This is a genomic window from Pseudomaricurvus alkylphenolicus (genome assembly GCF_011683955.1).
GTDB lineage: Bacteria > Pseudomonadota > Gammaproteobacteria > Pseudomonadales > Cellvibrionaceae > Pseudomaricurvus > Pseudomaricurvus alkylphenolicus.
The window spans coordinates 341,756-355,247 of the sequence record NZ_JAAQPI010000004.1 but is presented as its reverse complement, the minus strand read 5'-3'; the positions used below and the strand labels follow the sequence as shown (position 1 = coordinate 355,247).

Here is a 13,492-nt window from a genome sequence, read left to right as displayed (position 1 = left end):
CTAACGAAGTCTCATGCTACCCCTGTGAGCTCTGGGAAATAATAGCCGCTTCGGCTAACATATTGGCATTTCCGGCAATGTTCCAGAGGCGATTGGGATGCAACGCTATTCCCCGGTAAAGTACTTATATCAGCTTGCGGCGTTGATCCAGCGGGAGCATGGTGTCGACGTTCAGGAAATCTGGAAAAAGCAGAAGCTGCCGTTTCCCGATGACGATGCGGACTTTGTCGATAAAGATGTGTTTAAGTGCGCCTGTGATTTGGCCATTGAATGCGTGGACGACCCGATACTGGGTCTGAAATTCGGACAGCAAATGAGCTCTACCCATTTTGGTGCGCTCGGTGCGGCCATGATGAGCTGTGAGACAATTGCCGATGTTTTGGATTTGGCCGTTACCTACTCGCCAACCTTTCTGCCTTTTGATATCGAGATTATTGAGAAAACCGGTGCGGTTAGTATTACTGTCGGGTTTCCCGATGCTTCCAGCACTTATAGCAAATTCAACATGCAGATTGCCGCCGCCGGCAGCGTTCGATTCCTGGAAGATGTGACGGGCTACATACCCAATCAAATGAAAGTCCAATTTCCTTTTGCTAAGCCGCCAGCTGATCTGTTATCGCAATATCGGCACTATGTCCCCGTGAAGTTGGTTTTTGACGCGCGCGAAGCCAGTGTGATTTTGCCCAAAAGCTGTTTATCAGATCGTCTGCCGCGACGTGATTCAGTATCCAAGAAATTGTTTCTGGAAGTATGCCAGGATATTCAGAAGCGGATAAAAAGAAAGGAAGTGCTCACTGGTCATATCCTCCAAATACTGGACAGCTACAGCAGCTATCCCGGCATCGAGCAGATTTCCAACACCCTCAAAATCTCTTCAAGAACTCTGCGTTATCAACTTAAGAAAGAGAACACCAGCTATCGAGAGATTACCCTGCAGCACCGTCTTCGACGAGCTGGAAGATTGCTTCGGGAGTCCAAACTAAGTATCGACGCGATTGCCGACGAGGTTGGATATTGTGATACACCGAGTTTCTACCGGGCGTTTAAAAAGGAAATGGGGTGCACACCCGCGGAGTATCGCTCCACTCCCCGGGGTGCCTAAACGGATTGACGTTCAGCTTACAAACTGAGCTTAAATTGCAGAGCGACAGTTCTTGGTGCATCCATCATCGCCAACTGCGCACCGGGCAGAAACGAGGGATCGCCGGTCATAGTGCGGACTTCTTCATCCGACAGGTTTTTCCCAAGCAGCGCCACTTCCCAATTACCCTCGCTGTGTCGTAATGCAATGCGGGCGTTAACAATGGTGTGGGCATCCTCCAGCGAACGCACGTCCAAATCAGAAGCCAGGTAATGCTCATCGCTGTATGCCAGGTCGATATGACTATAGAGTTCCAGATTGTCGGTCAGCGGCATCATGTGATCCAGAGCCACATTTACTGACCACTCGGGGGCGTGGGCCAGAGGCTCCCCGCTCAGGTCCTGGGTGCAACCCAGTCCATCCTCAGATACAGCGATTTGTACGGCCGAACAGGGAGCGGTGGAATAGTTTTCATAGGACGCATCGAGATAAGCCAGGGAGCTTGACAGAGTGAGAGCCTCAGTCAATCGAATAACTCCGTCAATCTCCAGCCCCTGACTGACGGCCTCGGCAGCGTTGCCCACGACAAATTCCACGCCTTCGTAAGAGCTCACCTGCAAATCGTCATATTCGGTACGAAACAGCGCGAAGTTGAGAGTTGCGGCACCATTGAGCAGAGTGGACTTACCTCCAATCTCAAAGGCCAGTGCTTCTTCCTCATCAAACTCAAATACGGCTGGTCCGACCTGCGGATTATACTCGCCGGGGTTGGCGCCAGTGGAGCCGGCTTCACTGAAACCGCCGGACTTGAAGGCCTTACTCAAGCTGGCATAGAGCATCAGGTCCGGTGTCAGGTCGTACTGAACCTTTAGCGATGGCGACAGGTTCTCGGAGCGGCGGTCATCGGAAATATCGTGCTCGAACAGATTGTTGGCCATCAGAATCATTCCGCCGGGAACCGCCAACTGGGGAGGCAATACCTCGGCCAATGGGGTGTCGGTCAAATACTCGGTATACCGGAAGTGGCGTTCGGCTTCCTTTTCCTCAATGGTGTAGCGCAAACCCAAGGTCCAGTGCAAAACCTCTGAGGGGTGCCAGCTCACGGAGCCGAAGGCTGCATAAGTTTCCGTTTCCTGACCAAACAGCAGGTTGATCCCTAAATCTGCTGGAAAGGGAACGCCCAGGTTTGCCGGCACCAGGCCCAGGTTGCGATGTGTATCAAAATCATTACTCTGATAATAAACACCGAGAATATAGTCGATGCTCTCACCCATATCCGATGTCAGTCGCAGTTCGTGGGAAACCTGCTCATACTCCTGGTCGAATAAAACGGTATTGATATCTACCGGAGAAAAGTCGGCATCAAAACGGTCGGCGGCAAAATACTCGGAATAGGCCGCTATCCAAGTCAGTTCGTGACCACCCAGGTCATAGTTCAGATTCAGGGTCAGGCTCTCGCTGTCAACATCGGCGGACTCGGCGACCGAGGTCGAACGATGAAAAGCATCGGTGGAGTAATCCGGATCGGCAATCGACAGCAGCGGACCGTAGGTGGCGGTATCGTCCAGTCGACTGTTACGGCCATCGTTCTCCACATCTCCCTTTTCATACTTCAGAAAGATTTCCAATTCGTCAGATGGATTCCATACCAGGCTGAATCGGCCCACGACGCCGGATGACTGGACTTCGTCGCGGTCTTGCAGGGTGTTATCCATATAGCCGTTACTTTCCGTATATCGCAGGGCAGCACGGGCCCCAAGAGTATCCGTCAGCGGGCCGGACAATACCAACTCATGAGACTGGTCGCCGTACTCCAGTTCATAATCGGTCTGCAGGGTTGCCTCAAGTTCTTCAGTTGGACGCGCAGTATTAATGGTAATGGAGCCCGCAATAGTGTTTTTACCAAACAGCGTTCCCTGGGGACCACGTAAGACCTCAACGACGCCTACGTCAAGAAATGGCGCTTGAAACTGTCGCGCCTTGCCGGCGTAGACGCCATCAATAAACATGCCCACCGATTGTTCAAACCCCTGATTATTACCGGAACCGAGGCCCCGAATAAAAATTCCCACCTCTGTAGGACCCTCATGAATCTTAAGATTGGGCACATAGGAGGAGAGACTTTCCAGATTGGTAATGCCGGATTCTGTGATTTTCTCACCCGCAACCGCGCTGACCGAGACAGGTACATCCTGCAGACTCTGCTCGCGCTTCTGTGCGGTGACGATTATTTCTTCCAGCATAAAGCTGTCGTTGGCAAGCACTGCCGTGGGGCTCAACAGGCTGACGGCTGCTGCCAGTGCAGTCTTTCGGAGAAACTTATTTGCTTTCAAACCAAGGCTAGCGTTGATCATGGAGTTATCTCTCCCTCTCATGGGTATATTATTGTAAGGTTAAAAATATCTCAAATATGAGAGATATGTCAAATTTGAAGCTATAACGATTAGACCTATTAGAGTTACGACATATTCGCTCGCGTCTCGTATTGATCGTTAAAACAGCGAGATAAGGCGCTGCCGATCAATCTTACAATTGGGCCGGACATCAGTGCTATTCATATAAAATGATGCTTTCCATCTGATTCTCTGATGAGAAGGTGCCCGAATGGGAAAGAGGATTGGCGTTGTCCGATTTTTCCTGAAGTATGTCGTTTCTGACTTTGGGATTCGTTCGTCATTCTCCTCACAATGACTCCTCCTATGTTCTCTCACGTTATTTGAGGTAGTTATGTCTAAAACCGCTCTTCTTTTGATTGATCTTCAAAATGACTATATACCGTCCTGGGAGGGTGCTTTGTGGCCATTGTCGGCCGGGGATAAGGCAGCATCTCAGGCTGCGGTGTTGTTGGCGGCATTCCGGGATAAGAGGCTGCCCGTAGTCCATGTGCGTCATGAGAATCCAATGGAGGAGGCGCCCTTCTTTAAACCCAATTCCGAGGGTGCCCAGATTCATGCCAGTTTAGCGCCACAGGGGAATGAGCCGGTGGTGGTGAAACAGCAGGCGAACAGTTTCCGTGATACAGAGCTGAAGCAGATTCTGGATCGGGAGGGTGTCGAGAGCCTGGTGATTGTGGGTGCCATGAGCAATATGTGTGTGGATGCGGTGACTCGTGCGGCAGCCGATCTTGGTTATGCTTGTAGTGTGGCGCACGATGCTTGTGCTGCTATGCCTTTGGAGTTTGGAGGTGTGGCTGTGGATGCGGAGAAGGTGCATGCCGCCTTTATGGGGGCATTGGCCTTTGGTTATGCGCGGGTGTTGCCCACGAGCGCCTTGGTTGAGGAGTTGGCTTCGCTCTGAGTCTATTTGTGATTTCGCTCCTGAGCCAGTTTCCTGGCCGGGAGCGTGATACAAATAGACCTTGACATCTTTCCCGGCTGAAAACGCGACTGCGTAGAAAGTGAAAGCGATGAAAAAGAATAACTCAAATTCTGGTGTATTAGGTGCGTTTGTGACTCATCAGGCGGCGCTTAAGCGGTTTATTTCGCGCTTTTTGCACAATACGCAGGATATTGAGGATGTGGCCCAAGAGGCGGTTCTTCGTGCATTCAGTGCAGAGAAGGAGGCGGTGATTGAGCAGCCCAAGTCTTTTTTGTTTCGGATTGCCAAGAATGTCGCTGTGTCTGAGTTGCGGCTAAAGTCGCGGCAGATTACGGATTATATAGAGGATCAGGCCGCTTCAGACGTCTTATTGGGTGAGAGTACGCTGGAAGACGAGGTGCAGGCGCAGCAGCGCTTGGGGTTACACTGTGAAGCGGTGGCGGCTTTGCCACCACAGTGTCGCAAGGTTTATCTGATGCGCAAGGTCTACGGCATGCCTCACAAGGAGATTGCCGAACGTTTGGGTATTGCGGTGAGTACGGTGGAGAAGCACTTGATGAAAGGTGTGGAGCTCTGCGACCGCTACCTGCATGAAAAGATGCCCGCCCGGAAGGCTGTCTCTGCTAATATGAGATCTAAAAGACGCGCATAGAGGCAGGGCGTGGCCAATATCTATTCTTTTGACAGCCGTGATTCCATCGAGGAAGATGCACGCCGTTGGCTGATTCGCCTGGACGGGGATGAGCCTTTGTCCGCTGAAGAGCGGAAGGAACTGCATGCCTGGGTGGAGCGCAGTCCCGCCCACCGCGAAGAACTGTTGCGCATTTCGGCGTTTTGGAGCGACGCCAATGTCCTTACTGAATTGTCTATTCCTGTATTGCATCGTCCGGAGGGGGAGCGACCCAAGGAATTTTCGCCTTGGCGGACTCTGTGGCACAAGCCTATCTGGGGTGCAGCTGCGACTCTTTGTCTGTTGGCGGTGTTACTGGCAACCGGCCTGTGGTGGCATGGCGATGCATCCCGCGTTTCCAATGGCCTCTACGCAACTGCCATCGGCGAGCTCAGGGTGACACGGCTTCCTGATGGCTCCATGGTTACCATTAATACCGATAGTCAGATTCAGGTGGATTTTAACGATCAGGAGCGCAAAATTCGTCTTTTGAGGGGTGAGGCGCATTTTGACGTTGCACATAATTCGGATCGGCCGTTTAAGGTGTTTGCCGGTGAAGGGATGGTCAAGGCGGTGGGCACTGCATTCTCGGTTAAGCTGGATTCGAAGGAGATTGAGGTGGTGGTGACCGAAGGGCGTGTGGATCTGGCCTCCCGCGTGGACCTGGACCCAGCACCTGGCCGTATTGCACCTATGGGAAGAACTCTGATGTCCTCTAGGGAGTTGCGCAAAGTGGCGTCGTTGGAGGTGGGGCAGACGGCGACTATGCGCAATGAGGTTACCGCCGTTACTCCGGCGGCGAGTGTGGACGTGGCCGCACAAGTGCTCAAGATCGTCGACCGGCTTGACAGCAGTGAACTTGAGCGGCAGCTGGCCTGGCAGCAGGGTTATCTTGTGTTTGCAGGCGAGCCACTCAGTCAGGTGGTAGAGGATGTTAACCGCTATATGCCGGTAACCATTGAAATCGCAGACCCACAGCTCCGTGATCTCCGTATCGGTGGGCGATTTAAAGTCGGTGAGCTGGAGGCCATGTTTGATGTGCTGGAAAGCGGGTTCGGTATTCAGGTCACTCAACTCGACGATCGCCACATCCAGTTGCGTAAATCCCTTCCCTAGTCCATTCTCTATTGGTTATTCGAATGTGACTGTCATCTGATTGTCCCCGAAAGCAAAATTTTTTGTTTTCCAGTAGAGGAAATGATTTGTTGAGGCGACATATCTCTCGTAAGACCACTGAGTCGGGCAAATGTCGCCGACTGTTGGGCTTCTGTTGCCGAATTCTCCTGCTGTTGTTGCTCGCAGGCTACGTCAGCGCAGAGGTGATTGCCAAGCGTGTATATCAGATTCAAGTGCCGGCAAGAAACGTGGCGGAAGCCTTGACGATCTTGTCGAAACAAACAGATGTACAGGTATTGTTTCCCTATGATCTGGCAGTCACTCGCAGCGCCAATGAAGTCAGCGGACGATTGACATTACATGAAGCATTGGAACGCCTGCTACATGGCACAGATCTCACCGGTGGTCTTTCCGACAAAGGCGTGCTGATGGTTACCCTCCGGGAGCCGGGCACCGATAATGACGAGGGGAAAGACAAAATGATTGAATCAGGCACAGCAAAGAAGAGCATCCTGGCCACGTTTATTGGGTTTTTGGTGGGTTCCGGTGGCTCTCAATATGCCTTCGCTCAGACTGACGACTTCACACTGGAAGAAATTGTAGTCACTGCACAGAAACGAGAGCAAAGCATTAACGATGTGGGTATTACGGTTAATGCGTTTACCCCGGAAGACTTGAAAAACTTCGGGGTGAAATCCGCCGAAGATCTTGAACAGATGACACCTGGCCTGACGGTAACCAACAGTCAGCCGGCCGGCGCTCCGGTATACACCATTCGTGGTGTCGGTTTTAACGATTTTACGGCAGCGGCTTCAAGTACTGTGGGCCTTTACGCCGACGGCGCCTCCATACCCTATCCGGTAATGACTCGTTCGGCGTTATTTGATCTGGAGAGGGTCGAGGTTCTCAAAGGCCCTCAGGGCGATCTTTATGGTCGCAATACCACGGCGGGTCAGATTAACTTTATCAGCCGCAAACCCACCGATGAAACCGAAGCGGGTGTGACGCTGGACTATAGCCGCTATGAGACGGTTGACGTGGAAGCATATGTCAGCGGAGCCTTGAGTGAAGCTGTTAACGCTCGGGTGGCCATTAAGAGTATTACCTCCGGAGAAGGCTGGCAGGAGAGTATTACCAGGCCGGGTGACGAGTTGGGGGAACGAGATGAGCTTGCAGTGCGGGCATTGTTTGACATCGATATCAATGACGATGCCAGTCTGTTGTTGAAGTTTCACCACTTTGCCAATAAGTCCGACAACATCGCCGGTACTCCCACTACTGTCGGTGGCGCTCCAGTGCCAGTGTCCAATGACCACGAAGACGCCGATTGGACTGAAAACCATCGCCCAGAGAATGACAATACGCTGCAAGGCGTTTCTGCCAAACTGGAGTGGGATTTGGGTGGTGTAGGCCTGACAAGTATCACGGCTTACGATAAATATGACCGTGAAGCGACTTATGATACTTCTGGAGTGCCCGCGATTGATGCTGATGTCTTTAATGATACTGAAATCGAGGTGTTCTCCCAGGAGCTGCGTCTGGAATCCAATGGCGGTGATGATCTCTACTGGACTGCAGGCGTGTTTTATTCTCAGGATGAGGTTGACGAAGTTTATAACCTGAATTTTATCGAAACGGTCGGCTTACATCTCGAAAACCGTTACACCCAGGAAAGCGAGTCGATGGCGGTGTTTGGCCATGTGGAATACCAGCTGACTGAACAATTCCGTTTGAGTTTGGGGGCTCGCTACACCGAAGAAGAGAGGGACATCAGCGTCTGTACTTATGATGTCGGGGACGGTTCGATTGCGGGTTTCTATAACTTCTTTGTTTCTCCGTTTTTCTTCGAGCCCGCAGGGTTTTCTCCATCCGTTTTGGAGCCCGGAGACTGTGCTTTGTTTAACGACGTGGTGGGTACTCCGGGGGCTGGTGACTTTACGCCACTCGACGATACCATTGATACCGAAGACTTGATGGGAAAAATCACACTGGATTATGCGCCTAACGACGACCTGTTGTTCTACGGCACCGTCTCTACCGGATTTAAATCTGGCGGCTTTAACGGCGCAGGTGCATTGGTCCACACCCAGGTGTTGCCTTACGAAAAAGAAGAGTTAATGTCTTTTGAGCTGGGCATGAAGTCCACATTGCTCGATGGTCGTATGCAATTGAACGCCGCATTGTTCTTGTATGACTATGAAGACAAGCAGGAGTTGGATAACTTTATTGCACCCATTGGTGATGTGGTTGGAATTACCAATGTCCCTGAATCCAAGGTGCAGGGAGCCGAAGTCGAAATGCGCTGGGCGGTGACCCAGGGATTGGTGGTTAATCTGGGCCTGGCTTATCTTGACAGTGAAATCGAAGAGTTCACCACCAGTTGCCCGGCGGGACTCTTCGGCGGTGCGGTTACCCTGCCCGCAGCCTGCCCCGAGCGCAGCAGCTTTGACAATGTGATCCCCTTTGATGCTTCCGGCTCTAAACTGGACAACGCGCCGGAATGGCAGGCGACAGCTTCCGTCACCTATTCCTGGCCGGTGACAGAGAGTCTGATGATGATGCTGGGCGGCGATGTCAGCTATAAGGATGACAATCTGGGCAGCCGTGCCGCAGAAAACTCCGACAGTCTCTTTTACCTGCCGGACTACACCATCGTCAATCTGCGCGCCGGTATCAGCGATGCTGAGGGTAAGTGGAGTGCAACTCTGTGGGGCCGCAATATGACGGATGAGTACTACTGGGGTTCCACTTCAACGAGCAATACCACCACCATCCGGCTCAATGGCATGCCCAAAACTTACGGCGTGACCCTTTCCTACAACTACTAAAAAAACTCTCTCCTCTTGGGGGCCGGTGATATTACCGGCCCATTTTTATGTACAGGAGGTACGGTACACCCGAATACGAGTGCGAGTGTCGCGGGAGGCAGGAGGCCGGGAGCGACGATTGTAGAGGATTTGGGTTCCGAATCTGTTCTATAGAGTTGCACGAGTTAAGTAGTATTAGTTAAGGAGTCGTCACCACGTGAATGTGTCAAGCCTCAAAATTCTGTTGGTCTTTGCCTCAATGTTGGCTCTGCTGGCCTGTAATGACCGGGTCCAACCCCATCAGGCCCACACCATACTGACCAACGGCAACATCTATACCATGAACCCGGAACAACCCTGGGCACAGGCGGTAGCCATTCAAGAGGGTCGCTTTGCCTATGTGGGCAACGCCAAAGAGGTTCATCAGTACCGTGGTGAGAATACCCGGGTGATCGACCTGCAAGGAAAAATGGCCCTGCCGGGGCTCTTCGATGCCCACGTTCACCCCGTATTGGCCGGTGTGGAGCAAAAATACGATTGCAGTTTTTATCCCTCTGCAGATGCGGTGCAGATCGCCGAGCGGCTTTCTGGTTGTGTGGAGGCGTTGCCCGATGCCCAGTGGATTGTTGGCGGTCGCTGGGACAGTGATTTTTTTATCCGCAACCACATCCAGTCTCCGAGGCTGTGGCTCGATATGATTTCAACCGACAAGGCAATCAGTTTACAGGACGATACCGGCCATAATCGGTGGGTCAACAGTAAGGCTCTGGAACTGGCGGGTATTGACAAAACCACCCGTATCGAAGGTGGCGATATCGTTCTGGACAAAAACTCGGGTGAACCCAATGGCCTGCTCTATGAAGCCGCAATGTACCCGATTTTACAGCTGATTCCGGAGCGCACCGCCGAGGAATACCAGCAGGTCGCAGAAGAAGTCCTTGCCCAGGCTACGGCATACGGAATTACCGGGATCAAGGAGGCGGGCGACTCCCATCATGGTGTTCGCGCCTATAAGGCATTGGATGATGCCGGCAAACTCAATCATCATATGGCAGTGGCGATTGCGGCACCGTTTAAAGATGAAGAACTGTCGTTGGACTTGGAGAAACTGGCGCAACTGCGTAACAATAATCGCGGCAAGCACGCCAATACCGATTTTGTAAAACTGTTTCTGGATGGTGTGCCGGCGGCGCCCAGAACTGCCGCCATGCTGGATGATTATTTGCCCGAGCATACCGGTGGCGATACGCACAATGGCCACCTGCTTATTGCTCCGGCCAAGCTGGCAGGCATTATCACAACGCTGGATGCACTCGGTATCACTGTCAGTGTGCATGCCGCCGGCGATCGTGCGGTGAGGGTTACGCTGGACGCTATTGAAGAATCTCGACGCATCAATGGTAACAGCGGTTTGCGACACGAGATTGCCCACGCCGGTTTTATTCATCCGGACGATATTCCCCGTTTCGTCAGTCTGGATGTGACTGCGGACGCATCCCCGGCAATCTGGTATCCATCACCCATCATCAATTCGATCGTTGGCGCCCTGGGTGAAAGAGGCAATCGCTACTTTCCCTTTAAGGACTTGTTGGAGGCGGGTGTTAATGTCACTGCAGGCTCGGATTTACCCGCCGTATTGCCGGATATGAACCCTTGGAAGGGTATTGAGGCCATGGTGACCCGCCAACATCCCACCGGGGACTTCCCCGGCAGCTACTGGCCGGAACAGGCGATCAGCCTGCATCAGGCTCTGGAAATCTCGACGCTGGGCGGCGCCAGAGCGCTCAAGCTTCTGGGTCAAACCGGATCTATTCAGAAGGGTAAGCTTGCCGACATGATCGTCATTGATCGGCAATTATTTGATATTCCCGCTTCCGAGATCAGTGAGACTCAGGTGACGTTCACAATGTTTGGAGGCAAGGTGGTCTACGAGGCACCCTGATCAGAATGTACTAGTCTAAAGGAATGATTCGATCGATCTCGAGAGCTATCGCGTTCTGTTTTCTCAGCAACATGGTATGTGCTGTGGAGGCAGGATCTGACGCGATTCTGGGCACATGGTCCGGTTTGGACAAGTCGACCGTGGCTAAACAGCTTTCCCTTGTAGTACTGACTATCGAGGCGGGCGATGCCAGCGCCAGTTCGGGCATCACTCAAGGCCCGGCAACTATCCCCGATCGAGTGGGCTCTCGGCGAAGGGGAGCGGTGACTGACACGCGGGTAACCGTTTTCAACAAGCAGCCGATTCGGGGTACGATCGTTTCCACCATCGTCCCTCAACATGCTCAAACGGAAGCGGTGACCACATCTTATCCCATAAATGGCGAGTATAATTCCAATACTGGGGTGCTTCGGTATTGGCGAATGAATGAGGGGCGACGTTTTGGTCTCGATATGGTCGCCATTTTCAATGAAGAGGCTACTGCCATGGCGGTTGTAGCCACAAAGACGCCAATCTTGCCTTTCGTTTTCCATCGGGGCAGCGAAGTTCGTCCCTCCCTGAAGGCGCTGGCCGATCTGGACCCGTTGTCGCCGATGTCTCAATCCTCCAACCGGGTTTCTGACGTCGAAATTCGAGCCCGAAAAACGGATGCCCGCACAGAGCACCAGCGGCAGCTAAAAGAATTGACGGCGCAGATCCAGGCATCTGTTCGGGCGAGAACAAAGAACCGAACGGCGCAGCTTCGTGCTCAGAAGAAAAAACTGATACGAGACTTTGCGGCTCAACGATCTGCTCAATCCTCGACCACAGCGCCCTCGTCGCCCGGCGTCATTTGTCCTTCTCATATCGTAGCTTGGGTGCAGGAGCTGGAGAGAAACGGCGCTTCTCTACAAAGTATCGGCGAGCTCCCCGGTTTGTTTCGACCAGCGGTTTTTAGCCGTCACTTTGGTAAAGCCTTTGCAGATTTTACCCCTGCCGATCTTAATAAATTACAACAAGCGATGCAGGGACCTTGCGCCCATGATGGAGGCGTTGTGGCAAACAGCAATATACGCTTGCCATTGTCATACACCTTGAACGGTCGGCCGGGCAACAGCGTGACAGAAGTCGGCATTGCCGGTATTGCGACTGAGTTGATCGCTGCCTGGCACGTGCGAGTCAGTGCTCAGTATTTGAATAACGACAATTTGGAGGAAATCGAAGCTCTGCAGAACCAGCTTCAACCGTTTATATCGGTCCTTTGGCCACAGGAGCGGAACTCGGCGCGTAATCAAATGGCAGCCCGGCAGAATGAGCTCCGAGCGGCCAAGGTGGCAGCGCGATTCGATGAGATCGAAGCCCGCTTGAAATCAGGAGATGGCTGGGCGGTTGATGAATTGCACATACTCAGTAAATGGGGGGGATTGTACGATGGTATAGACGATGAAACCGTCAAAGAGTTTGGTGCCCGCATGCGCAAACTGACCCATGATGGTATCGTTGAGCATCTGGACATTGTTCTTGCGCAGATTCGGGCGGCAAAGGACCCGCGACAAAAAATGGACATAAGTTACCTGTGGTATGGAGGCGCGGCTTATGCTTTGCGCAAGTTGGCGCCACACACTCCCACTCGCGCACTCAAGGAATTCTGGCCAAAATTCGGGGCGGAGCGCGAATTGGCCTATAGAGCCTTGAAACCGGAGTTTATTACGGAGATTGATGCCATTAAACACCGCCCGGCCTCCATGAGCTATGGTCACGATTTCAAAATTTTGATCGATGCCAAATACTCACCGACATTTCGGGAGATCGAGGCGTATCGTCTCACCAAGCAAACGAAGCTCGAGGACCTTGAGTTTGTGGCACGTGTGGGTGAAGGTCCCCACGATCCTGACTATCCTGGTGCCATTTTGCTGAACGCGATCTACCGAAACGATTTGAAGCAGATAAAAGCCGAAGACATTCTGATGCACAAAGCCTTTATCAAACAAATGGAGGCGTACAGCGATAACCAGGTTTTCAGGATGGCGAGCCTGCTCTCGGGCAGCGGTGGTTCACGCGCTGAGGCCCAGTGGTGGGTAGAGCAGGAAATCCGCAAATCATCAATGATTAACCCGATTCTGGGATTTTTTGCCGCCTCTTACCAGTCTCTATATCCAGGCTGCATGGAGGCCGATGCGGTGACATTTAAGAAAACCAGTGGCATGGAATCCGTCGTTCGAAACGGCTATGGTGCAGAAATCAGCAGCGTTTCTACGGTAAAAACTCAAAATTTCACGATCAATCGACGACACGTCGAGGCTTTTCAAAAACTCAATGGCGACGTTTCTACGCCGGAGTCTCTTGGCGTCTTTGCCCGGCTGCATGGTGACGGGATCCCTTTGGATATGCAGGCGGTGCTGAAACTGGTCAACGATGCGCTGGTTGGCCTACGGCAAGCCATGAGCAGCAATGCCTGTGACAGCGACATCATCCGTAAGCTGGATCAGAATATGCTGGCCATATACAACGCAAAAAACCGCTAGTATCTGCCCGAACTCATAGCGGTTTTCGACCGCCCAATAGTTATAACTCCCACA

At 52.5% G+C, this 13,492-nt stretch carries 8 protein-coding genes; 7 read left to right on the top strand and 1 reads right to left on the bottom strand.

Annotated features, from left to right (window positions below; all coding sequences use genetic code 11):
- Positions 1-97 precede the first annotated feature (97 nt).
- Positions 98-1,102, top strand: coding sequence for an AraC family transcriptional regulator (locus HBA55_RS13275; protein ID WP_166991824.1), 1,005 nt, complete (start codon positions 98-100; stop codon positions 1,100-1,102).
- Positions 1,103-1,119: 17 nt separating this feature from the next.
- Here the strand turns inward: HBA55_RS13275 and HBA55_RS13270 are convergent, their stop codons facing one another.
- Positions 1,120-3,435, bottom strand: a complete 2,316-nt coding sequence (locus HBA55_RS13270; protein ID WP_166991821.1) for a TonB-dependent receptor — start codon at positions 3,433-3,435, stop codon at positions 1,120-1,122.
- 373 nt (positions 3,436-3,808) lie between these two features.
- Between HBA55_RS13270 and HBA55_RS13265 the strand changes: the two genes are divergently transcribed.
- From HBA55_RS13265 to HBA55_RS13240, 6 genes are all read left to right on the top strand, one after another.
- Positions 3,809-4,378, top strand: a complete 570-nt coding sequence (locus tag HBA55_RS13265; protein ID WP_166991818.1) for a cysteine hydrolase family protein — start codon at positions 3,809-3,811, stop codon at positions 4,376-4,378.
- Positions 4,379-4,487: 109 nt separating this feature from the next.
- A complete protein-coding gene (locus HBA55_RS13260; RefSeq protein WP_166991815.1) occupies positions 4,488-5,051 on the top strand; it encodes an RNA polymerase sigma factor in 564 nt (187 codons plus the stop codon).
- A gap of 9 nt (positions 5,052-5,060) precedes the next feature.
- Positions 5,061-6,185: a FecR domain-containing protein gene (locus HBA55_RS13255; protein WP_166991813.1), complete on the top strand. Its 1,125-nt coding sequence runs from the start codon at positions 5,061-5,063 to the stop codon at positions 6,183-6,185.
- Between the two features lie 89 nt (positions 6,186-6,274).
- Positions 6,275-9,013: a TonB-dependent receptor gene (locus tag HBA55_RS13250; RefSeq protein ID WP_166991811.1), complete on the top strand. Its 2,739-nt coding sequence runs from the start codon at positions 6,275-6,277 to the stop codon at positions 9,011-9,013.
- Positions 9,014-9,209: 196 nt separating this feature from the next.
- Complete coding sequence (locus HBA55_RS13245; protein ID WP_166991809.1) at positions 9,210-10,934, top strand: amidohydrolase family protein; 1,725 nt, start codon at positions 9,210-9,212, stop codon at positions 10,932-10,934.
- 140 nt (positions 10,935-11,074) lie between these two features.
- Positions 11,075-13,438, top strand: coding sequence for a hypothetical protein (locus HBA55_RS13240; RefSeq protein ID WP_166991806.1), 2,364 nt, complete (start codon positions 11,075-11,077; stop codon positions 13,436-13,438).
- Positions 13,439-13,492 lie beyond the last annotated feature (54 nt).